Source organism: Roseateles sp. GW823-FHT07B05 (assembly GCF_058794515.1).
Map to the genome: position 1 here is coordinate 278,104 of NZ_JBXAGX010000005.1, position 20,026 is coordinate 298,129.

A 20,026-nucleotide genomic window follows, 5' to 3' on the forward strand; every position below is an offset into this window, starting at 1 on the left:
CGGGTACTCCAGGCTGAAGAAGGAAAAACGGCGATTTTACGAAGAGCCGTCGGCACGCGTCAGCCGCCACTCGGCGAGCTTGCCTTTCTTCAGCACGACTTCCACCTCGTCGCCGCCGGGGTCGCGCCAGACGTAGCAGTCCTGCGACTGCTTCTTGCCCAGGCTGCCGGCCAGCGAGATCAGGTCCACCAGCTTCATGCCGATGTGCAGCTTGCTGTTGAGCATGACGGCGTTGCCCACCGAGCCCAGCGGCGCGGCACCAGCCTGCTTCATGACACGCATCAGCCGCGAGATCTGCAGCAGCAGCCAGAAGATGATGCCCGTCGTCGCGAAGATGACGCCCTGCCAGCCCAGCAGCGCGCCGCCCAGCACCAGCGCGGCCAGCGCCAGGCCTACGCCCAGCCACGGGTTCATGTCAGCCCCTCGCTCGACGAGTGCGTCGCGCGGTCCGCCGGCGGGGCCGCTGGGTCCTTCAGGCCATCGGCGCGTTGCCACGCATAGGCCCGCTCGACCCGGGCGACGCGCAGCGTGTAGTGCGCGTACCAGTCGCTGCGGCCGGTGTCGCGGGCGACGCGGTGCTCGGCGTGGCGGCGCCAGGCGGCAATGTCGTCCTCGCTGCGCCAGTAGGACACGGTGATGCCCAGACCGTCGGTGTCGCGCGTGCTCTCGGCGCCGAGGTAGCCGGGCTGGGCGGCGGCCAGCGCCACCATGCGGTCGGCGGTGTCGCCGTAGCCGCCATCGACGGCGGTGCGCTGGCTGGTGAAGATGACGGCGTAGTAGGGTGGTGGTGGCAGGGCGCTCATGATGGCGCGCATCCTGCCATGAAGGTCAGCCGGCCACCTTCAGCAGCACGCAGCGCACCCACTGGCCGGTCTCCAGCGCCTCGTGGTGACCGTTCAGGAACTGCTCGGCCGTGGAGTTGCGCGCCGTGAAGCTCATGCCGTGCAGGATGCCCATGCGCGGCACGGGGCGCGACCACTTGCGCTCGACGACACCGTTGAACCATGACACCTGCTCGTCGTCGCTGTCCACGTCGGAGCGACCCAGCAACAGCACCACTTCGTACTTGTCGTCCGTCAGCGGCTCGGTGGCACTGGTCAGCACCTGCAGGCCGCCGTCGCTCATGTTCAGTACCAAGCCGGCCGGGCCCTGGCTGAACTGCACGGGCTTGAAGACCCAGCCGGGCAGGGAGTCGGCGTCGTGTTGGGCAGCGAGAAAGTCGGTGCGGGCATGCTGCCGGAGGTTGGCGGGATCGGACATGAAATAGCTCCTGCGTGGATGGCCCGATCCTAAGCAGACTTTGCGACGCACAGAACAAAGGCAATCCCGCGCCCGTCCAGGCCGTTGCGCCCCTGATTGCAGCGTCAGAACAGGCCGCGCAGCACCTCGATGGCTTGCTCCACGCGCTCGACGGCGTGGATGGTCAGCCCGTCGATGGGCTTCTTGGGCGCATTGGCCTTGGGCACGATGGCGACGCTGAAGCCCAGCTTGGCGGCCTCCTTGAGCCGCTCCTGGCCGCGCGGCGCGGGGCGCACCTCGCCGGCCAGGCCGACCTCGCCAAACGCGATGAAGCCCTTGGGCAGCGCCTTGCCGCGCAGGCTGCTCTGGATCGCCAGCATCACGGCTAGGTCGGCCGCGGGCTCGGTGATGCGCACGCCGCCCACGGCGTTGACGAACACGTCCTGGTCGCCCGTGGCCACGCCGGCATGGCGGTGCAGCACGGCCAGCAGCATGGCCAGGCGGTCGCGGTCCAGGCCGACGGACAGCCGCCGCGGGCTGACGCCGCCGCTGTCCACCAGCGCCTGCAGCTCCACCAGCAGCGGCCGCGTGCCCTCCAGCGTGACGAGCACGCAGCTGCCCGGCACCGGCTCGGTGTGCGTGCTCAGGAAGATCGCACTCGGGTTGGCCACGCCCTTCAGGCCCTTCTCCGTCATCGCGAACACGCCGATCTCGTTGACGGCGCCGAAGCGGTTCTTGATGGCGCGCACCAGGCGGAAGCTGCTGTGCGTGTCGCCCTCGAAATACAGCACCGTGTCGACGATGTGCTCCAGCACGCGCGGGCCGGCCAGCGCGCCTTCCTTCGTCACGTGGCCCACCAGCACGATCGCGCAGCCGCGCGCCTTGGCCGTGCGCGTCAGCTGGGCCGCGCATTCGCGCACCTGGGCGACGGAGCCGGGAGCGGAGCTGAGTTGCTCGGAGTACAGCGTCTGGATGGAGTCGATGACGCAGAAGTCGGGCTCCTCGGCCTCGATGGTGGCGAGGATCTTCTCCAGGCCGATCTCGGCCAGCACGCGCACCTTGTCGCCGGCCAGGCCCAGCCGGCGCGAGCGCATCGCGACCTGGGCGCCGCTTTCCTCACCCGTCACGTACAAGACCTTGACGGTCTGGGACAGCGACTCCACCGCCTGCAGCAACAGCGTGGACTTGCCGATGCCCGGGTCGCCGCCGATCAGGACGACGCCGCCGGCCACGATGCCGCCGCCCAGCACGCGGTCCAGTTCCTCCTGGCCTGTGGGCGTGCGGTCATAGTCGCTGGCCTCGATCTCGCTGAGCGTGGCCACCGGCTGGCTCTTGGCCAGCGACTGGTAGCGGTTCTTGGCGCCGCCCTGGGCTTCGGCGGCGGTCTCGGTCAGCGTGTTCCAGGCGCCGCAGTGCGGGCATTTGCCCAGCCATTTGGCGTTGGTGCCGCCGCACTCGGTGCAGGTGTAGATGCTTTTGCTGGTGGCCATGCGGCCATTGTCAGTGCGAGCGCCAGAGCTTTACGGCATGCGGCAGCGACTGTGCCTCGGGCATCCAGCGGTCCAGCGCCGCGCCCAGGCCCACGCCCGCGACGAGGAAGGCCAGCGCGCCGGCCCAGGTGTGCCGCAGCGCGCAGCGCAGCCAGCCGCCGCGGTCGAACTGGCGCTGGTGCCGCCAGGCCAGCCCGGCCGCAAACGCCGCCAGCGCCACTTCCACCGACACCGCCATCAACACCTCCACGCCGAACAGCAGCGTGACGCCGGTGCCCAGCAGCGCCGCCAGCGCCAGCACCATCGCGATGACGGCGGCGATGGGCAGCAGCAACAGCGCGCCCTCGTCGGCGTCAGAGGCCAGCTCCAGCGCGTCGAGCGCGTGGCCGCCGGCGCTGCTGCCGGCGTCGGCCGCGTCCCAGGCAATCTCGGCCGCGTCGGCAACGTCGGCCTCCTCGCGGCTCAGCAGGTAGGCCGCCCACAGCCGCAGCAGGCCCAGGTAGGCGGCGTAGCTGACCGCCAGGCTCAGCCCGAAGCGCAGCGACAGCGTATCCACGCCGGCATGGCGCAGCAGTGCGCCGCTCAGCCACAGGCAGCCCAGGCAGCACAGCGCGATCAGGCCCACGTGCAGGCGCAGCCAGCGGTGCGCCTGCAGCCAGCGGCGGGTGCCGAGGATCTGGCGTTGCACGGAGGGTGGGGCGTCGCGTCGCATGCGGCCATTCTGGCGTGAGGCCTTGGCATGACGACCGGCGCCGCCACCCGCGCTGGGGCACACTGGCCCGCTTTGCCGTCCACGCCGGAGCCCCTCATGGAATTCGCCACCTGGTTGACCCTCTTCGCCGCCTGCTGGGCGATCAGCCTGTCGCCCGGCGCCGGCGCCGTGGCGGCCATGAGCGCCGGCCTGAGCCATGGCTTCAAGCGCGGCTACTTCATGACCTTCGGGCTCATCCTGGGCATCCTGACCCAGGTGCTGTTCGTCAGCGCCGGCCTGGGCGCGCTGATCGCCGCGTCCGAGACCGCGTTCGCCGTCATCAAGTGGGCCGGCGTGGCGTACCTGATCTACCTCGGCGTGCAGCAGTGGCGCGCGCCGGCCCGGCCGCTGGTGGCGGCGGACGACGGCGCCGTGCAGGTCACGCGCCGCCAGCTGGTGCTGCGCGGCTGGGGCATCAACGCGGTGAATCCCAAGGGCACGGTCTTCCTGCTGGCCGTCGTGCCGCAGTTCCTGGACCTGCATGCGCCCATGGGTCCGCAGTACCTGGTGATCGCCGCCACGCTGGGCTTCACCGATCTGGTGGTGATGGGCGGCTACACCGCGCTGGCGGCCCGCGTGCTGGCCGCGCTGAAGAGCGCCCACCACATCAAGGTCATGAACCGCGTGTTCGGCTCGCTGTTCGTCGTGGCCGGCGTGCTGCTGGCCAGCTTCAAACGCCACACCTGATCCTCTCCACCGTCACCGCACGCCGCGGCTGGTCCGCGGCGTTTTTCTTGGTCGCTTCCATGTCCACTGCATCGCCCAGCCGCTGGCTGTTCTGGGGCCCCACGCTGATTTGGGCCAGCACCTGGCACGTCATCCTGTACCAGCTCGACTCCGGCGTGCCGGTCTTCAACTCGGTGGCCTGGCGCTTCGGGCTGGCCGCGCTGCTGCTGGCGGCGCTGGCGCGTTGGCAGGGCCAGTCGCTGCGGCTGCCGCGCAGCGCACACCTGCTGATGCTCGCCACCGGCATCGTGCAATACAGCGGCAACTATCTGTCGGTCTACCAGGCCGAGCGGCACATCCCGTCGGGCCTGGTGGCGGTGCTGTTCTGCCTGATGGTCTACGGCAACGCGCTGTCGGGCCGCGTGTTCTTCGGCCAGCCGGTGACGCGGCGCTTCCTGGCCTCGGCCAGCGGCGGCGTGCTGGGTGTTGTGCTGATCTTCTGGCCCGAGATCGCCGCCACCGGCGCGCGGCCCACCGCCGCGCTGGGCCTGGGGCTGGGCCTGTTCGCCGTGCTGGTGGCCTGCATCGGCAACGTGCTGACGCTGACGCTCACCAAGCGCGGCCTGCCGCTGGTGCCGGTGCTGGCCTGGAGCATGGGCTATGGCGCGGTGTTCCTGCTCGGCGTGTCGGTCGTCAGTGGGCAGGGCCTGCATTTCGACCTGCGCTGGCCCTACGTGCTGAGCCTGGCCTACCTGGCGGTGGCGGGCTCGGTCATCGCCTTCGTGCTGTATTTCAAGCTGGCCCAGGCGCGCGGCCCGGCGCATGCGGCGCTGACGGGCGTGGTGATTCCCGTCATCGCGCTGGTGATCTCGGCGGTGTTCGAGGGCTGGCAGGTCACGCCGCTGGCCGTGGGCGGCATGGCGTTGTGCCTGGTCAGCCTGTGGGTGGCGACGCGGCCGGCGTCGCCCCGTTGATGAGCAGGCGCAGCGCGGCGTCGAACACCGCGTCGGCGTCGCCGCCCACGGTGGCCGCCCAGCCGGTGGCCAGCAGCGGGTAGCGCGCGGCGTCCGGCCCGGGCAGGCGGGACGACGCCGGCGGGTTGGGCTGCAGCAGCGACTGCTCCTCCAGCACCCAGCCGACGACGAAGCGCCCGACGGACATCATCAGCAGCGTGGCCGCGGCGGGCTCGAAGCCGGCGTCGCACAGCAGGCGCAGGCGCGCCTCGATGGACGCGCGCTCCGTGTCGCCCGGCCGCGTGCCGGCGTGCAGCCGCGCACCGTCGCGGTAAGACAGCAGCGCGCGCCGGAAGCCCCGGCCGTCGGCCGTCAGCCAGTCCTGCCACGGCTGGCCCGGCGCGGGCTGGGCGTGGGTGTGGTGCGCCAGCACGATGGCCTCGGTCATCGCGTCCAGCAGCGCGGCCTTGCTCTTGAAGTGCCAGTACAGCGTGGGCGACTGCACGCCCAGCTTGTCCGCCAGGCGGCGGGTGCTGAGCGCGTCGATGCCCACCTCGTTCAGCAGTTCGAGGGCGGCGCGCAGCACGTCGTCGCGGTTCAGTCGTGGGGTGGGCGTGGTCATCTCTAGCAATGATAGAGAACCTCGGGCACAATCTTCCCTATCGACGATAGAGAGACTGTTTTGAACCGAGCCTTGACCGTCATCCTCATGACGCTGCTGCTGGACGCGGTGGGCATGAGCCTGATCTTCCCCATCCTGCCGGGCCTGCTGCGCGAGCTGGCCGGCGCCGATGCCACCAGCCATCACTACGGCGCGCTGCTGGCCGTCTACGCGGCGATGCAGTTCCTGTTCTCGCCGGTGCTGGGCGCGTTGAGCGACCGCTTCGGCCGCCGCCCCGTGCTGCTGGTGTCGCTGGCCGGCGCCGCGGCCGACTACCTGCTGATGGCCTGCGCGCCCAGCATGGCCTGGCTGTACGTGGGCCGGGTGCTGTCGGGCATCACCGGCGCCAGCATGGCCGTGGGCACGGCCTATCTCACCGACATCACGCCCGAGGCTGACCGCGCCGGGCGCTTCGGCCAGATGGGCGCGGCCATGGGGCTGGGCTTCGTTGTCGGGCCGCTCATCGGCGGCGCGTTCGGCGAGTGGTCGCTGCGCGCGCCGTTCGTGGCGGCGGCGGTGATGAATGCGCTCAACCTCGCGCTGGCCTGGTTCGCGCTGCCCGAGTCCAACCAGCACCGCACGCCGCGGCTGGCCCTGGCCAAGTTCAACGCGTTCTCGGCGCTGCACCGCCTGCAGGGCCGGCCGCCGCTGCTGCCGCTGGTGGGCGTGTTCGCCGTCGTCGCGCTGGTGTCGCAGGTGCCGGGGTCGTTGTGGATTCTTTATGGTCAGGACCGCTACGGCTGGACGGCCTGGGTGGCCGGCCTGTCGCTGGCCTGCTACGGCGGGCTGCATGCCATCTCGCAGGCCTTCGTCACCGGGCCGATGGTGGAGAAGCTCGGCGAGCAGCGCGCGCTGCTGGCCGGCATGGCGGCCGATGGTCTCGGCTTCGTCGGCATGGGCATCGCCGTGGCCGGCTGGGTGCCGTTCGCGCTGCTGCCGTTGTTCGCCATCGGCGGCCTCGCGCTGCCGGCGCTGCAAGCCCTGCTGGCGCGGCAGGTGGACGAGCAGCACCAGGGCGAACTGCAGGGCACGCTGGCCAGCCTCACGAGCCTGTTCGGCATTGCCGGGCCGCTGGTCGTGACGGCCGGGTTCTCGGCGACGCAAGCTTCGTGGCCGGGCTGTGTGTGGGTTGCCGCCGCCGCGATCTATCTGCTGGCGTTGCCGCTGCTGTTCAGCCGCCGGGCGCGCGCGGCCTAGAAATCCGCCTTGCTGCGCCGCCCGGCCTTCACGTCGCTGCGCTTGGACTTGCCCTCCAGCCGGCGTTGCTGCGAGCCGTAGGTCGGCTTGGTCGCCCGCCGCGCCTTGGGCACGTGCGCGGCGGCCTGCACCAGCTCGATGAGGCGGGCCACGGCGTCGGCGCGGTTGCGTTCCAGGCTGCGCGAGTCCTGCGCCTTGATGACGACCACACCGTCGGCCGTGATGCGCTGATCGGCCCAGCCCAGCAGGCGCGCCTTCACCGCCTCGGGCAGGCTGGAGGCGCGGATGTCGAAGCGCAGGTGGACGGCGTTGCTGACCTTGTTGATGTTCTGCCCGCCCGGGCCGCTCGCGCGTATGGCGTCGAACTGCAGCTCGTCCGGCCGCGGCGTCCAGCGGAGGTCAGGCACTGCGGATGGGCACGCGCGGGGCCACGGCGCACATCAGCTCGTAGCCGATGGTGCCGGCGGCCTGCGCGACCTCGTCGATGGGCAGACGCGACTGGCGCGGGCCCTCGCCCCACAGCGTCACCTCGCTGCCCCAGCCGCTGGCGGGCAGCGCCGTCAGGTCCACGGCCAGCATGTCCATGGACACGCGGCCCAGCGTGCGGGTGCGGTGGCCGTCCACGAGGATGGGCGTGCCGGTGGGGGCGTGCCGCGGATAGCCGTCGGCATAGCCGCAGGCGACGATGCCCACGCGCGTGGCCTGCTCCGCCGTGAAGGCGCTGCCATAGCCCACCGTGTCGCCGGGCTGCAGCTGCTGCACGCCGATGACCTTGGAGCGCAGCGTCATCGCCGGCCGCAGGTCCCAGTGCGCGGCGTCGTGCTCGGGGAAGTCGGGCACGCCGCCGTAGCTCATGATGCCGGCGCGCACCCAGTCGCTGGCCGTGCGGCCGGCATGGCGCAGCGTGGCGGCGCTGTTGGCGACGGTACGCTCGCCGGCCAGGCCGTCGGTGGCCGTGTCGAAGGCGGCCAGCTGGTGGGCGATGCCGTCCTGACCTTGCCGCAAGCTGTCGGCGTCGGAGAAATGCGTCATCAGCCCGATCTCGTCGACCTGCGGCAGCGCGTCCAGCCGCGCGTAGGCGGCGCGGAACGCGGCCGGCGTGAAGCCCAGCCGGTTCATGCCCGAGTTCAGCTTCAGGAACACGCGGTGCGGCTCGTGTGTCTTGTGCATGGCCAGCCAGTCGATCTGCTGCTCGCAGTGCACCGCGTGCCACAGCTTCAGCCGCGAGCACAGCTCCAGGTCGCGCGGCTCGAACACGCCTTCCAGCAGCAGGATGGGGCCGCGCCAGTCCAGTGCGCGCAGCCGCTGGGCTTCCTCCAGGTCCAGCAGCGCGAAGCCGTCGGCGGCGCGCAGGCCGTCGAACGCGCGCTCGATGCCGTGGCCGTAGGCATTGGCCTTCACGACCGCCCAGACCCGGGCGTTGGGCGCCTGCGCGCGGGCGCGGGCAAGGTTGTGGGCGAGGGCGTCGGTGTGGACGAGGGCTTCGATGGGGCGGGGCATATCAGTGCGCGTTCGGCGCCCTGCGCCACCGGGGTGCCTTCGTGGGGCAGGGCGGCTGGAAGCAGGGCGGGGGCATCATGGGAGCCGACATTCTGCGCGCGAGATTGGTGCGGGAAGGGGCCGCAGGCTGCGTGCTATAAACCCGCGCCGCCCGTTCTTTGTCGGCCTCTACAGCTCACGACTCCCTAGTCAGGATCGAACTTCGGTCAATGAAACGCGGCTTCTACACCATCATGTCGGCGCAGTTCTTCAGCTCGCTGGCTGATAACGCGCTCTTCGTCGCCGCGGTCGAACTGCTGCGTTCGTCCGGTGCCGCCGAGTGGCAGCGCGCCGCGCTGGTGCCCATGTTTGCGCTGTTCTACGTCGTGCTGGCGCCCTTCGTCGGTGCGTTCGCCGACGCGGTGCCCAAGGGCAAGGTGATGTTCTATTCGAACAGCATCAAGGTGGTGGGCTGCCTGATGATGCTGTTCGGCACCCACCCGCTGATGGCCTACGCCATCGTCGGGCTGGGCGCGGCGGCCTACTCGCCAGCCAAGTACGGCATCTTGACCGAACTGCTGCCGCCGTCGCAGCTGGTCAAGGCCAACGGCTGGATCGAGGGCCTGACCATCGCGTCCATCATCCTGGGCGTGCTGCTGGGCGGGCAGCTGATCGGCGACCGCGTCTCGCACATGCTGCTGGGCTTCGACCTGCCGCTGATCGACACCGGCATCGACACCGGCCCCGAGGCGGCCATCGCCAGCCTGGTGGGCCTGTACGTGCTGGCGGCGCTGTTCAACCTGCGCATCCCGCGCACCGAGGCGCCGCTGCAGCCCATCGCGCACAGCCTGGTGGGCCTGGTGCGCGATTTCTCCAGCTGCAACAGCCGCCTGTGGCAGGACAAGCTGGGCCAGATCTCGCTGGCCACGACGACGCTGTTCTGGGGTGTCAGCGGCAACCTGCGCTACATCGTGCTGGCTTGGGCCGCCGCGGCGCTGGGCTATGGCACGCAGCAGGCGTCGTCGCTGGTGGGCGTGGTGGCCATCGGCACGGCGGTGGGCGCCGTCGTCGCGTCGATGTACTGCCGGCTGGACCGCGCCACCACCGTCATCCCGCTGGGCATCGCGATGGGGCTGCTGGTCATCTTCATGAACCTGATCGGCAACGTCTGGGTGGCGGCGCCGTTCCTGATCCTGCTGGGCGGCATCGGCGGCTACCTCGTCGTGCCGATGAACGCGCTGCTGCAGCACCGCGGCCACAACCTGATGGGCGCCGGCCGCAGCATCGCGGTGCAGAACTTCAACGAACAGGCCTGCATCCTGGGTCTGGGCGCGTTCTACACGGCCATGACGCGCTTCGGCCTGTCGGCCTTCGGCGCCATCACCATCTTCGGTGTCGTCGTGGCCGGCACGATGTGGTGGATCAGGCGCTGGCACCAGCGCAACCTCGTCGAGCACAAGGAAGAGGTCGAGCACCTGCTGGACCTGGCGCGCAGCGACGATCTCAAGCCAGTCGACCGCTAGGCCGGCGCAGCCAGGCCGCTCCTCGCGCGACTGCCGTGGAACCGGCTTTGCCGGGCCACTGGCAGTGCCCCCTTGAGGGGGCGCGCGAAGCGCGTAGGGGGTGGGCCTATTTCAGGCGGCCCTTGCGCCCCGTGGGCACCGGGATCAGGTGCTTGCCCTCCAGCACCATCTCGATGTGTTCGCTCCACGCGCGGGCGATCTTGAAGCAGCCGCTGTGGTTGAGGTGGATCTCGTTGTGCCAGTCGCCGCTGATGCCCGTCGAGCCGGGCGCGGCCAGTGCCAGCGGCACGGTGGTCGAGTCGAACACGAACAGGCCGGGGAAGCCTTCCTTGTCGGCGGCCATGCCCTTGAGCAGCTGCGCCAGGTGGAACACCATCAGCCGGCTCACCGCCGCCCAGTCGGCCGCGGGCACGCCATAGGCCTTCATGGCCGGGTACAGCCAGGGGCCGCTGGCGGCGCCCAGGTCGTCATTGCTCTCGGCGCCGGCCGGGCGCGGCATGGGCACCGCGTAGCAGTGCATGAAGACGGGCTTGCCGGCCGAGGGGCCCTGGTCGCGCAGGCTCAGCAGGTGCTTGACGTTGGCGCGCAGGTACTCGGCGTAGGTGGCCCAGCCGGGCTCCGAGAAGTAGCGCGCGACGCCGGCCGACGGCGGGCCCCATTCGGTCTGGCGGCGCATCAGCCGCAGCTCCAGCGGGATGGGCGCGCCGGCGGCGTCGTGTGCCGGCGTGCGCGCGGCGGCGATCAGGTCATTGCCGCCCATGGACAGCAGCACGCCGTCCCACACCGGCGCATCGGGGCCGCTGAGCAGCCCGACGAAATCGGCGCTGGACTCCAGGTCCACCATGTGCGACAGCGCGTTGCCCGTGCCGGCGCAGTTGACGGCGGCGGTCTGGCCCCGGAACACCAGCTCCTGCAGCAGATTGGCGTGGGCGTTGAGCTTGTCGCGCGAGTTCGAGAACCAGGAGTCACCCTGAGCCAGCAGCCTCCAGCGGAACGCGGCCAGGTCGGGCGGGGTGCGTCCGGCCAGATCGGCGGGGGTGAAGCAAGCCAGGTGATCCATGAACATGGGCGAGTTCCGGGGGGCTAGTTGTGGGCCGGGCCAACCCAGAGGGCGGCTCCGAAGTTCGCGCGATTGGAAGGCCAGCCGCGCGGCGGGCGCCATGCTACAAACCCTCGATGGCAGCCGCGGGTAGCATGGGGGCCTTCTTCTAGGGAGGCTTGTTCATGACCGAGAGCGTCTTCGACTTCCAGGCCACCTCCATCCGCGGCGAGCCCGCGGCGCTGTCCTCCCAGCGCGGCAAGGTGCTGCTCATCGTCAACACGGCCAGCGAATGCGGCTTCACGCCGCAGTTCAAGGGGCTGGAGCAGCTGTGGCAGGACTACGGGCCGAAGGGCCTGGTCATCATCGGCTTCCCCAGCAACGAGTTCGGCGGCCAGGACCCCGGCAGCAACGACCAGATCGCCAGCTTCTGTGAGCTCAACTACGGTGTCAGCTTCCCGATGATGGCCAAGATCAAGGTCAACGGCAGCGAGGCCCATCCGCTGTGGAAGTTCCTGAAGAGCGAGAAGCCCGGTTTCCTGGGCACCGAGGCCATCAAGTGGAACTTCACGAAGTTCCTCGTCGGCCGCGACGGCCAGGTCATCAAGCGCTATGCACCGAATGACGCGCCGGAGAAGCTGCGCGGCGACATCGAGGCGGCGCTGAAGGCTTGAGGGGGTGAGAGCCTTTCATCCCCACCCGCCTTGCACGCCCAAATAAACCGCCCGTCGTCGCATTTGCTCGGCGTCGCCCGAGTCAAGCCTGCGCTTTGTGCCTGGTTCGAAGGTGTTTTGACACGCCTTTCGGGCGCGGCTGAACAACTCTCACCCTCTGAGCCCGGCAACGGGTGGCGCTTGGCGTCGTTCCCGGTGAAGGGGCCAGCATCGTGCGCGCGTTGACGGGTGTGCACGCGGCAGCCCTGGCCGCCTTCGCTTTCAAGCGGTCCCGTCAGGGCGTCTTCGTCACGCGCAGCCAGTTCAGGTTCCAGCCGCCATTTCGCACCGCGATGCCGAACTTGCGGTTGCCCGCGGGCAGCGTGACGGTGTGGGAGATCGTCGTCCAGTTCTGCCAGCCGCCGGTGGACGGCACGTTCAGCGCGCCGTACACCATGCTGCCGCCGGCTTCCTCCAGCTGCAGGTTGCCGCCGCCGTTCAGGCTGGCCACGCGGTACTCAACCAGGTAGGTGCCGCCGGCGGCCAGGGTGATGGCGGGGTAGGACAGCCAGTCGCCCGCGTCCAGGTAGCCCACGTTCAGGCCGCCGCCCGTGTCGGTGGTGGCTTCGGTCTGCACGCCGGATTGCGCATCGAAGCTCTCGGCCTGGACGGTGATGCCTGCCGGGGTGGGGCCGCCGGCAGGGCTGAGGTCCAGCCAGTTCACGTTGAAGCCACCCGTCTTGGCCAGGATGGCCAGCGTCTGGGTGCCAGCGGGCAGGGTGACGGTGTGCTGCACCGTCGTCCAGTTCTGCCAGCCGCCGGTGGCGGGCACGTTCACGGTGCCGAACACGCTGCCGCCACCAGCCCGCTCCAGCTGGATGACGCCGCCGCCCGGCACGCTGGCGACGCGGTACTTCACGGCGTAGCTGCCCGCGGTGGGCACGTTGATGTCGTAGGTCATCCAGTCGCCGGCGTCGATGTAGCCGACATTGCTGCCGCCGTCGGCGTCGGTGGTGGGCTCGACCTGGATGCCGGCCATGTTGCAGTAGGCCTCGGCCTGCACACGGGCGGGCAGCGCGGCGCGACTGCAGCCCGGCGTGGGGGCGCCGCCCCAGCCGCTGATGATCTGTTTGGCCAAGGTTCCCGAGCGGGTCAGCTGCCCGGCGGTCCAGCCGCCCTGGGCGGAGGCGCCCGACACGAGCGATGAGGCGCCCTCGGACTTGTCGTTCAGCGCCCAGTTGGCGTGGCTGATGCCGCGGGTCTTCAGGAAGTCCATCCAGGCCGCCGTCTCGGCCTCGGCCACGGCACCATCGCCGCTGGCGCTGACCGAGCCCCATTCGGTGACGAAAAGCGGGATTCCGTTGTTCAGCGCCGTCTGCGCCTTGTCGCGCAGGCCCTGGCCGTGCGTGCCTGCATAGAAGTGCAGCGTGTAGGCGATGTTGGTGCCCTGCAGGGGGTCACGCGACGCGACGTCCACGTCCTGTGACCAGTTGGGCGTGCCGACGATGATGAGGTTGTCGGGGTCGATGGCGCGTATGGCGTTGATCACGGCCTGCGCATAGGGCTTGATGGTGCCGCTCCAGGACACGCCAAGCGGCTCGTTGTAGACCTCATAGATGACGTGGTTGCTGCGGCCGTAGGTGCGGGCCATCTCCTCGAAGAAGGCCACGGCCTGGGTGCGGTAGTCCTCGGCGTGGTGGCTGTGCCAGTCGATGATGACGTACAGGTCGTTGGCAATGGCGGCGTCCACCACGGCCTTGACGCGCGCCTTGTTGCCCGCCGCGTCCTGGAGGTAGCCGCCGCCTTCGTCCACGCCCATGGCCACGCGCACGATGCGGGACTTCCAGTCGTTCTTGAGCCAGGCGACGGCGCTGGCGTTGTAGTACTTCTCGCCGCCCCAGCCGGTGTTGCTCCAGAACAGGCTGTTGCCGGCGAAGCTGGCGGGCTGGCCGCCGGCCAGGATCTTGTTGCCGCTGACGGAGAGCGGGCTCACATCGGCCAGGGCGAGGCCGGCCTGGGCCAGCAGCAGGCCGCCCAACAGCGCGGCGACGGCCCGGCGGGCCTGGGTTGCAAGTGTATGCATGGGTGTCTCCTCGGGGCGTTGGCGGCAGGGTTCAGTGCTGCCTGGGGCGCGAGTAGAGCCGTCTCGGTTGGCGTGTGTACAGCGTTGTCATTTCTGGTTGCATTCCCGTCTTGACGGTGTGGACCGCTCGCCAGGCGTCGCCAGCAGTGCAGGAGCAGGCCATGAAAGCGCTGTCAATCGGAGCTTGCGCGTCGTGCGAGGTGGCGACGCGGGCCTGGCCGAGGCGCGCCGTGAGCCCTGAACCTGGCGCCCAGGTCGGGCGCCAGACCCCGACGGTCAACGGCTTTGAACGATCGCCGCTGCGCCCGCCGGTGCTGCCGCGACGATGCGGCCCGTGTCCCGGTCTGCCCGATGGCAACGCCGGCTCACGCCGTACTCCGCCACCGCCAGCGGCCCCGCCCGCGCTGCACGCGGCCTGCGGCTTCGGCGGCCGCCAGCAGCTCGTTGGCCGTCTGCCGCGACACATGGGCCAGTTGGGCCAGCTCGGTCTGCGTGGCGGCCACGCTCACCCAGCCGTCGTGCTCCGGCCTGCCGCGCTCTCGCGCAAGCTGGGCCAGGGCCAGTGCGAAGCGTTCGGCCGCGCTCTGGTGGCGGGCCGCCTGCAGCAGTCGCAGCGTGCCGTCGTAGCGCCGCGCGAACTCCGCCAGCAGCGCGCGGGCGAAGCCGGGCGCCTCGTCCATCAGCCGCGTGTACGGCACGCGGCCGAACACCAGCACCTCGGTGGGGCCGCGGGCGACGGCCTCGTACTCCGCCGGCTGCCCCGCCGCGAACGCTGCAAGCCCGAACAGCCGCGGCGGCGCGACGTTCTCGATGACCGACACGCCGCCATCGGCGCCGGTGAAGCGCGTCTCGATCTCGCCGGCGGCCACCGCGTAGAACGCAGCGGGGCGCTGGCCCTGCATGAACAGGCTCCGCCCGTCGCCCAGGCGTCGACATGGCACCAGCGCCGGCAACTGCGCGGCCAAGCCGGCGGGCAGCGTCAGGCCGGGGAAATTGGCGGCGAACACCCGCCACAGCGCGTCGTCGTCGGGCATGGCGCATTGTCGGCTGGCCGACACAAGCCCTGTGCTTGGCTGCCTATGCTGGCCGCATGGACCTTGACGCTCTTCAGACGCTGCTGCGCCGCTTTGGTGCCGAGGAATGCAGCCAGGAACCGCTCTACATCGCGCTGTGCGCCGTGGCCGCGGACGACGACCGCGCGCTGGCGCTGCTGGCCGAGGCGCCGCCCGAGCAGCGCAAGGCCAACCTGCTGCTGGCGGCGCTGCACGAGCGCGTGCTGGCTGGCGCCGCGCCCGAGCTGGCGAGCTACTACCCCAGCGCCGGCGGCGAGCGCGAGCCCGATGCGGGCCTGGCCGCCGCGCTGCGGGCCTGCCTCGACCGGGAATGGCCCGCGCTGGTGCAACACCTGCGCCACGGGGCGACGCAGACCAACGAGATCGGCCGCTGCGCGGTGATCTGGCCGGCACTGGGGACGGCGGCGCAGGCGACCGGGGCGCGCCATCTCGCGCTGCTGGACTTCGGCTGCAGCGCAGGGCTCAACCTCGGCGTGGACCGCTACCGGCTGCGCTGGCGCACGGACGATGGCGCCTGGCATGAACGCGGCGGTGCGTCGGTGGCGGTCGAGTCACGCTGGCTGGGCGCGGCGCCGCCGCCGGCCGAGGCCGGCTGGCGCCTTGCGCTGCGCCACGGGCTGGACCCGGCGCCCGTGGATGTCACCGACCCGGCCCGCCTGCGCTGGCTGCAGGCCTGCCTGTGGCCGCACGATGCGCGCCGCCGCGAGCGGCTGGCCGGCGCAGCCGCGCAACTGGCCGACCTGCCCGTGACGCTGACGCAGGCCGAGGACTGCATCGCTGCCATCGAGCCGTGGCTGCGGGGCCTGCCGGCCGGCGTGCAGCCGGTGCTGCTGACGAGCTGGGTGCTGTACTACCTGAACGCGGCCGACCTCGCGCGGCTGCGCGCCACCGTCGACCGGCTGGCGCTGAGCCACGGGCTGGCCTGGATCTGCGGCGACCTGCCGGCCTTGAGCGCGCGGGCCGCGCCGCCGCCGATGCCGGTGCTGCCGGCGGGCGAGGCGCCGTCGTCGCTGACGTTGTGGACGCTGCGGCATGCCGAGGCCGGTCGCGCCGCCGAGCGCCCGCTGGCCTGGAGCCACCCGCACGGGCGCTGGGTTTTCTGGCTCTGAATTCGGCTGCCGGCCACGCCCGCTGCCCGGCCCAGGCGAACCGCTGGCGGCGTGGCCTCTCCTCGTGGGCGCGAGCCCACGTCGTCGTCGCGCCTGGCCAGCGACCCGCCTGCGCCGTCCCTCGGGCGCGTCCGACAGCCGCATTCAGAGCCTGCTCGGATAATCCCGCCTCCACAAGGAGACACCCCATGTTCCAGCACGTCGACGCCTACGCCGGCGATCCCATCCTGAGCCTGAACGAGGCGTTCCAGAAGGACCCCCGCGCCGGCAAGATCAACCTGTCCATCGGCATCTACTTCGACAACGACGGCCGCATCCCCATGCTGCCGTCGGTGCGCGCCGCCGAGCTGGCCGTCGTCGAGTCCGCCGGTGCACGCCCCTACCTGCCGATGGAAGGCGCGGCCAACTTCCGCAGCGCCGTGCAGGGCCTGCTGTTCGGCGCCGGCCACCCGGCCATCGCCGCCGGCCGCATCGCCACCATCCAGGGCGTGGGCTCCAGCGGCGGCCTGAAGGTGGGCGCCGACCTGCTCAAGCGCTACTTCCCCGACAGCAAGGTCTACCTGTCCGACCCGACCTGGGACAACCACCGCGCCGTCTTCGAGGGCTCGGGCCATGTCTGCGAGACCTACCCCTACTACGACCCCGCCACCGGTGGCCTGCGCTTCGACGAGCTGCTGGCGTTCTTCAAGACGCTGCCGCAGCGCAGCATCGTGCTGATGCACGCCTGCTGCCACAACCCCACCGGTGTGGACCTGACGGCCGACCAGTGGCGCGCGCTGGTGCCCGTCATCCGCGAACGTGAGCTGCTGCCCTTCCTGGACCTGGCCTACCAGGGCTACGGCGACGGCATCGAGGAAGACGCCTTCGCCGTGCGCCTGCTGGCCGACGAGGGCCTGAGCTTCCTGATCGCCAACAGCTTCTCCAAGAGCATGAGCCTGTACGGCGAGCGCTGCGGTGCGCTCAGCGTCGTCTGCCCCGACGCCGACCAGGCCGCCCGCGTGCTGGGCCAGCTGAAGTTCATGATCCGCCGCAACTACTCCAACCCGCCCATGCATGGCGGCCAGATCGTCGCCAAGGTGCTGACCGATCCCAAGCTGCGCGCGATGTGGGAGGCCGAGGTGGCCGAGATGCGCGGCCGCATCCAGTCCATGCGCCAGGAGCTGTACCGCGTGCTGGCCGCCAAACTGCCCAACCGCGACTTCAACTACTTCCTGACGCAGCGCGGCATGTTCAGCTACACCGGCCTGACCGCCGACCAGGCCGAGCGGCTGAAGACCGAGTTCGGCGTCTACATCCTGCGCTCGGGCCGCATGTGCGTGGCGGGGCTGAACACCCGCAACGTGGAGGCCACCGCCGAGGCCATGGCCGCCGTGCTCGCCTAAATCTGCCGAGATTCGGGCCGAGCGCCGGGCCTGCCATGGACCGGAGGCCCATGGCGTTCCGTAGGCACAAGCAGTCCGCAGGGACTGCTTGTGTCCGACTCCACCCCGCAAGCCGGCCCGCGCTGGCGATGTGCGAGCGGCTTGACGCCGCGAGCATCGCCGCCCCCTCGGGGGGCCGACTGGCCTCGCCCGCGTTCAGCGGGGCGAGGCCGGGCGGGGGGCACCTCATAACGCCGGGTGATGGCCGCCGCTGCCGGTTTCATTGGCAGCGGCTTCCCGGCGTCCTTACCCTGCCGGCCAGTACAAGAGCCCAGGGTCAGGATGAAGCATTGCGTGGTGATCGGCGGCGGCGTCGTCGGCCTGACGACGGCCTGGGCGCTGTTGCAGCGCGGCCATGCGGTCACGCTGGTCGAGCAGGAGGCGGGCGTGGCCCAGGGCGCCAGCCGCGCCAACGGCGGCCAGCTGAGCTACCGCTATGTGTCGCCGCTGGCCGATGCCGGCGTGCCGCTGAAGGCGCTGCGCTGGCTGCTGGACCCCGACGGCCCGCTGCGCTTCAGGCCCGAGTTCGACCGGGCGCAGTGGTCTTGGCTGGCCGCCTTCCTGCGCAACTGCCGCGGCCCGGTCAACCGGCTGGCGACCGAGCGCCTGCTGGCGCTGGGCGCCTTCAGCCAGGACGCCTTCGCGCGGCTGTGCCACGAGGCGCAGCTGGGCGACGTGATCGCGCTGCGCGCGCCGGGCAAGCTGGTGGTTTACCGCCAGCCCACCGAGTTCGCCCGCGTCGCGGCGCGCGCGAGCGGCGGCGTGGAGCAGGCGCTGTCGCACGACGACTGCGTGGCGCTGGAGCCGGCGCTGGCCGACACCGAGGCCACGCTGGCCGGCGGCATCTTCACGCCCGGCGAGGCGGTGGCCGACTGCCACGCCTTCTGCGGCGCGCTGCATGAGCGGCTGGCCGCGCACGAACACTTCCGCGGCCGGCTGGGCGCGCGGGTCGACAGCTTTCTGACCGACCGGGCCGGCGCCGTGCTCGGCGTGCGCACCCCGGCCGGCGATGTGACGGCCGATGCCGTCGTGCTGGCCGCGGGCCTGCACAGCCGCGCGCTGGCCGCCACCGTGGGCGTGCCGCTGCCGCTGTACCCGCTCAAGGGCTACAGCCTTACGGCGCCCATCGGGCCGGGCCACCGCGCGCCGGAGGTCAGCGTGACCGACTTCGAGAAGAAGATCCTCTACGCCCGCATCGGCACCGACCTGCGCGTGGCGGCCATGGTGGACCTCGTCGGCGACGACCTGACGCTGGACCCGCGCCGGCTCGCGTCGCTGCAGCGCTCGGTGCGCGCCACCTTCCCGCACGCGGCCGACTACGACCGCGCCACGGCCTGGGCCGGCCTGCGCCCGGCCACGCCCAGCGGCGCGCCGGTCGTGGGCGCCAGCGGCGTGCCCGGCCTGTGGCTCAACGTGGGCCATGGCGCGCTGGGCTTCACGTTCTCGTTCGCGACGGCGGACATCGTGGCCGAGCTGGTGTCGGGCCGCGCCAGCCCACTGCCGCTGGACGGCCTGTCGCGGTGACCGCTGACGACCTCGCCCAGGCGCTGCGCGCCGCCGTGCAGGCGCAGCGCTTCGAGCAGACGGCCGACGCGCTGCAGGGCGGGGCGCCGCTGGGCGTCATGCCCAGCATCGACCTGGCCGTCGCCGTGTTCGGCGGCGCCGCGCCGGTGGCCGCCAACGTGCTGTTCTCGCGCGAGCATCCGCAGGGGCTGGTGGCGCGCTTCGACGGCGAGTTCGGCACCGTCCACAACATCGCCTTCCAGGCCGATGTGCGTAACGCGGCCGGCGACTCCTTCGCGTGGCTGCCCGGTGCGGACTGGTCGCGCATCGCGTTCCCACCGTGGTTCGGCCAGGGCCCCCGCTTTGTCTCGCCCTACCCGGCATCGCTGCTGAAGACGATGGTGGCCGTCGGCGTGGCCCGCCTCGTCGACCAGGGCCGCAGCGACTGGGCGCTGCCCCTCGCTTTCGGCGGTGGCACCCGCGCGGTGGCGGACTGGCTGTTCGACATGATCACCGTCAGCAGCAATGAGGCCACCTCGGCGCTGGTGGCGCACCTGCATGACCGCGGCGCCATCCGTCGCGAGGGCGGCCGCGAGGTGCACAACGAGCTGCACGACCTGTTTGCCGAACACGGCCTGCCGGGCCTGCGCCTGGCGAACACGCAGCCCGACGGCGGCTGGGGCAATGGCGCGGGCGCGGGCGTGGGCCAGATCCAGATGACGGCCTGGGACGCGCTGCGGCTGATGTGGCGGCTGGACGCCGACGCACCCGCGCAGCCGCCGCTCGTCAGCCCCGCCGGCCGCGCCGTGCTGCGCCGCGCGCTGGACGCGCAGCAGCGCCACGAGATCCTGTCCAGCGAGTCGCTGCGCGTGCTGCCCGGCTGGGTGCCGGGCATCCCGACACACTTCGCGCACAAGACCGGCAACACGCAGAATTACGCCAGCGACGCCGGCATCGTGCACGACGGCGGGCTGCACTACCTGATCGCCGTGACCACCAGCCTGGGCTCGCGCTACGCGCCCCATCCGCAGGCCTCGACGACGTGGCGGCTGCCGGCGCTCGGCGCGGCCGTGCATGCCCTGCTGAAGGCCGGCGGCTGACGCCAGAACGGGGCATGCCGGCCCCGTCCATTCGCGCAGGTTATGCCTCGCGCCCAAACCGTGATTGCCAGGAAGCCACGACCCGG

At 71.3% G+C, this 20,026-nt stretch carries 20 protein-coding genes; 9 read left to right on the forward strand and 11 right to left on the reverse strand.

The window, feature by feature from the left end; genetic code table 11:
• Positions 1-36: 36 nt before the first annotated feature.
• From AC1Q7O_RS13650 to AC1Q7O_RS13670, 5 genes are all read right to left on the reverse strand, one after another.
• A complete protein-coding gene (locus tag AC1Q7O_RS13650; protein ID WP_492659562.1) occupies positions 37-414 on the reverse strand; it encodes a hypothetical protein in 378 nt (125 codons plus the stop codon).
• On the reverse strand, positions 411-803 hold the full coding sequence (locus AC1Q7O_RS13655) for an antibiotic biosynthesis monooxygenase family protein (protein WP_492659561.1): 393 nt from the start codon (positions 801-803) through the stop codon (positions 411-413). Before AC1Q7O_RS13655 ends, AC1Q7O_RS13650 begins: the two co-directional genes overlap by 4 nt.
• A 25-nt stretch (positions 804-828) precedes the next feature.
• Entirely contained in the window at positions 829-1,260 is a 432-nt protein-coding gene (locus tag AC1Q7O_RS13660; protein ID WP_492659560.1) for a hypothetical protein, read from the reverse strand.
• A gap of 104 nt (positions 1,261-1,364) precedes the next feature.
• Positions 1,365-2,729: a DNA repair protein RadA gene (gene radA / locus AC1Q7O_RS13665; protein WP_492659559.1), complete on the reverse strand. Its 1,365-nt coding sequence runs from the start codon at positions 2,727-2,729 to the stop codon at positions 1,365-1,367.
• A 10-nt stretch (positions 2,730-2,739) separates the two neighbouring features.
• Entirely contained in the window at positions 2,740-3,441 is a 702-nt protein-coding gene (locus AC1Q7O_RS13670) for a hypothetical protein (RefSeq protein WP_492659558.1), read from the reverse strand.
• A 96-nt stretch (positions 3,442-3,537) separates the two neighbouring features.
• Between AC1Q7O_RS13670 and AC1Q7O_RS13675 the strand changes: the two genes are divergently transcribed.
• Positions 3,538-4,167: a LysE family transporter gene (locus AC1Q7O_RS13675; protein WP_492659557.1), complete on the forward strand. Its 630-nt coding sequence runs from the start codon at positions 3,538-3,540 to the stop codon at positions 4,165-4,167.
• Between the two features lie 59 nt (positions 4,168-4,226).
• Complete coding sequence (locus AC1Q7O_RS13680) at positions 4,227-5,120, forward strand: DMT family transporter (protein ID WP_492659556.1); 894 nt, start codon at positions 4,227-4,229, stop codon at positions 5,118-5,120.
• Here AC1Q7O_RS13680 and AC1Q7O_RS13685 read toward each other — a convergent pair.
• A complete protein-coding gene (locus AC1Q7O_RS13685) occupies positions 5,080-5,721 on the reverse strand; it encodes a TetR/AcrR family transcriptional regulator C-terminal domain-containing protein (RefSeq protein WP_492659555.1) in 642 nt (213 codons plus the stop codon). The genes AC1Q7O_RS13680 and AC1Q7O_RS13685 overlap by 41 nt on opposite strands.
• A 60-nt stretch (positions 5,722-5,781) precedes the next feature.
• Here AC1Q7O_RS13685 and tet point away from each other — a divergent pair, with 60 nt between their 5' ends.
• Positions 5,782-6,957: a Tet(A)/Tet(B)/Tet(C) family tetracycline efflux MFS transporter gene (gene tet, locus AC1Q7O_RS13690; RefSeq protein ID WP_492659554.1), complete on the forward strand. Its 1,176-nt coding sequence runs from the start codon at positions 5,782-5,784 to the stop codon at positions 6,955-6,957.
• On the opposite strand, the gene arfB is transcribed toward tet, so the two are convergent.
• Both arfB and alr read right to left on the reverse strand, forming a co-directional pair.
• Positions 6,954-7,364, reverse strand: coding sequence for an alternative ribosome rescue aminoacyl-tRNA hydrolase ArfB (gene arfB, locus AC1Q7O_RS13695; protein WP_492659553.1), 411 nt, complete (start codon positions 7,362-7,364; stop codon positions 6,954-6,956). The genes tet and arfB overlap by 4 nt on opposite strands.
• Positions 7,357-8,457 (reverse strand): alanine racemase, encoded by a 1,101-nt coding sequence (gene alr / locus AC1Q7O_RS13700; protein WP_492659552.1) that lies wholly within the window; start codon positions 8,455-8,457, stop codon positions 7,357-7,359. The genes arfB and alr overlap by 8 nt, the downstream gene beginning before the upstream one ends.
• Before the next feature lie 209 nt (positions 8,458-8,666).
• Between alr and lplT the strand changes: the two genes are divergently transcribed.
• Positions 8,667-9,959, forward strand: a complete 1,293-nt coding sequence (gene lplT / locus AC1Q7O_RS13705) for a lysophospholipid transporter LplT (protein ID WP_492659551.1) — start codon at positions 8,667-8,669, stop codon at positions 9,957-9,959.
• Between the two features lie 106 nt (positions 9,960-10,065).
• Here the strand turns inward: lplT and AC1Q7O_RS13710 are convergent, their stop codons facing one another.
• Entirely contained in the window at positions 10,066-11,025 is a 960-nt protein-coding gene (locus AC1Q7O_RS13710; protein ID WP_492662712.1) for a hypothetical protein, read from the reverse strand.
• Between the two features lie 158 nt (positions 11,026-11,183).
• Between AC1Q7O_RS13710 and AC1Q7O_RS13715 the strand changes: the two genes are divergently transcribed.
• The gene (locus tag AC1Q7O_RS13715) at positions 11,184-11,672 is read left to right on the forward strand and encodes a glutathione peroxidase (RefSeq protein WP_492659549.1); all 489 of its coding nucleotides are present in this window, start codon (positions 11,184-11,186) and stop codon (positions 11,670-11,672) included.
• A gap of 274 nt (positions 11,673-11,946) precedes the next feature.
• Here AC1Q7O_RS13715 and AC1Q7O_RS13720 read toward each other — a convergent pair whose 3' ends face one another.
• Both AC1Q7O_RS13720 and AC1Q7O_RS13725 read right to left on the reverse strand, forming a co-directional pair.
• Entirely contained in the window at positions 11,947-13,734 is a 1,788-nt protein-coding gene (locus AC1Q7O_RS13720; protein WP_492659548.1) for a carbohydrate-binding protein, read from the reverse strand.
• Positions 13,735-14,099: 365 nt separating this feature from the next.
• Positions 14,100-14,768, reverse strand: coding sequence for a Crp/Fnr family transcriptional regulator (locus AC1Q7O_RS13725; RefSeq protein ID WP_492659547.1), 669 nt, complete (start codon positions 14,766-14,768; stop codon positions 14,100-14,102).
• A gap of 56 nt (positions 14,769-14,824) precedes the next feature.
• Between AC1Q7O_RS13725 and AC1Q7O_RS13730 the strand changes: the two genes are divergently transcribed.
• From AC1Q7O_RS13730 to AC1Q7O_RS13745, 4 genes are all read left to right on the forward strand, one after another.
• Entirely contained in the window at positions 14,825-15,916 is a 1,092-nt protein-coding gene (locus AC1Q7O_RS13730) for a DUF2332 domain-containing protein (RefSeq protein WP_492659546.1), read from the forward strand.
• Between the two features lie 188 nt (positions 15,917-16,104).
• Positions 16,105-17,298, forward strand: a complete 1,194-nt coding sequence (locus AC1Q7O_RS13735) for an amino acid aminotransferase (RefSeq protein ID WP_492659545.1) — start codon at positions 16,105-16,107, stop codon at positions 17,296-17,298.
• Positions 17,299-17,619: 321 nt separating this feature from the next.
• Entirely contained in the window at positions 17,620-18,861 is a 1,242-nt protein-coding gene (locus AC1Q7O_RS13740; RefSeq protein ID WP_492659544.1) for a D-amino acid dehydrogenase, read from the forward strand.
• Entirely contained in the window at positions 18,858-19,940 is a 1,083-nt protein-coding gene (locus AC1Q7O_RS13745; protein WP_492659543.1) for a serine hydrolase, read from the forward strand. Before AC1Q7O_RS13740 ends, AC1Q7O_RS13745 begins: the two co-directional genes overlap by 4 nt.
• The last annotated feature ends 86 nt before the right edge of the window (positions 19,941-20,026 follow it).

Bases quoted from the DNA above. Each gene is read 5' to 3' on its own strand.
- radA (WP_492659559.1), bottom strand. From the start codon at position 2,729: ATGGCCACCAGCAAAAGCATCTACACCTGCACCGAGTGCGGCGGCACC.
- AC1Q7O_RS13735 (WP_492659545.1), top strand. From the start codon at position 16,105: ATGTTCCAGCACGTCGACGCCTACGCCGGCGATCCCATCCTGAGCCTG.
- AC1Q7O_RS13740 (WP_492659544.1), top strand. From the start codon at position 17,620: ATGAAGCATTGCGTGGTGATCGGCGGCGGCGTCGTCGGCCTGACGACG.
- AC1Q7O_RS13685 (WP_492659555.1), bottom strand. From the start codon at position 5,721: ATGACCACGCCCACCCCACGACTGAACCGCGACGACGTGCTGCGCGCC.
- AC1Q7O_RS13680 (WP_492659556.1), top strand. From the start codon at position 4,227: ATGTCCACTGCATCGCCCAGCCGCTGGCTGTTCTGGGGCCCCACGCTG.
- AC1Q7O_RS13725 (WP_492659547.1), bottom strand. From the start codon at position 14,768: ATGCCCGACGACGACGCGCTGTGGCGGGTGTTCGCCGCCAATTTCCCC.
- AC1Q7O_RS13670 (WP_492659558.1), bottom strand. From the start codon at position 3,441: ATGCGACGCGACGCCCCACCCTCCGTGCAACGCCAGATCCTCGGCACC.
- AC1Q7O_RS13715 (WP_492659549.1), top strand. From the start codon at position 11,184: ATGACCGAGAGCGTCTTCGACTTCCAGGCCACCTCCATCCGCGGCGAG.
- alr (WP_492659552.1), bottom strand. From the start codon at position 8,457: ATGCCCCGCCCCATCGAAGCCCTCGTCCACACCGACGCCCTCGCCCAC.
- AC1Q7O_RS13650 (WP_492659562.1), bottom strand. From the start codon at position 414: ATGAACCCGTGGCTGGGCGTAGGCCTGGCGCTGGCCGCGCTGGTGCTG.
- AC1Q7O_RS13730 (WP_492659546.1), top strand. From the start codon at position 14,825: ATGGACCTTGACGCTCTTCAGACGCTGCTGCGCCGCTTTGGTGCCGAG.
- AC1Q7O_RS13710 (WP_492662712.1), bottom strand. From the start codon at position 11,025: ATGTTCATGGATCACCTGGCTTGCTTCACCCCCGCCGATCTGGCCGGA.
- AC1Q7O_RS13675 (WP_492659557.1), top strand. From the start codon at position 3,538: ATGGAATTCGCCACCTGGTTGACCCTCTTCGCCGCCTGCTGGGCGATC.
- AC1Q7O_RS13655 (WP_492659561.1), bottom strand. From the start codon at position 803: ATGAGCGCCCTGCCACCACCACCCTACTACGCCGTCATCTTCACCAGC.
- lplT (WP_492659551.1), top strand. From the start codon at position 8,667: ATGAAACGCGGCTTCTACACCATCATGTCGGCGCAGTTCTTCAGCTCG.
- AC1Q7O_RS13660 (WP_492659560.1), bottom strand. From the start codon at position 1,260: ATGTCCGATCCCGCCAACCTCCGGCAGCATGCCCGCACCGACTTTCTC.
- AC1Q7O_RS13720 (WP_492659548.1), bottom strand. From the start codon at position 13,734: ATGCATACACTTGCAACCCAGGCCCGCCGGGCCGTCGCCGCGCTGTTG.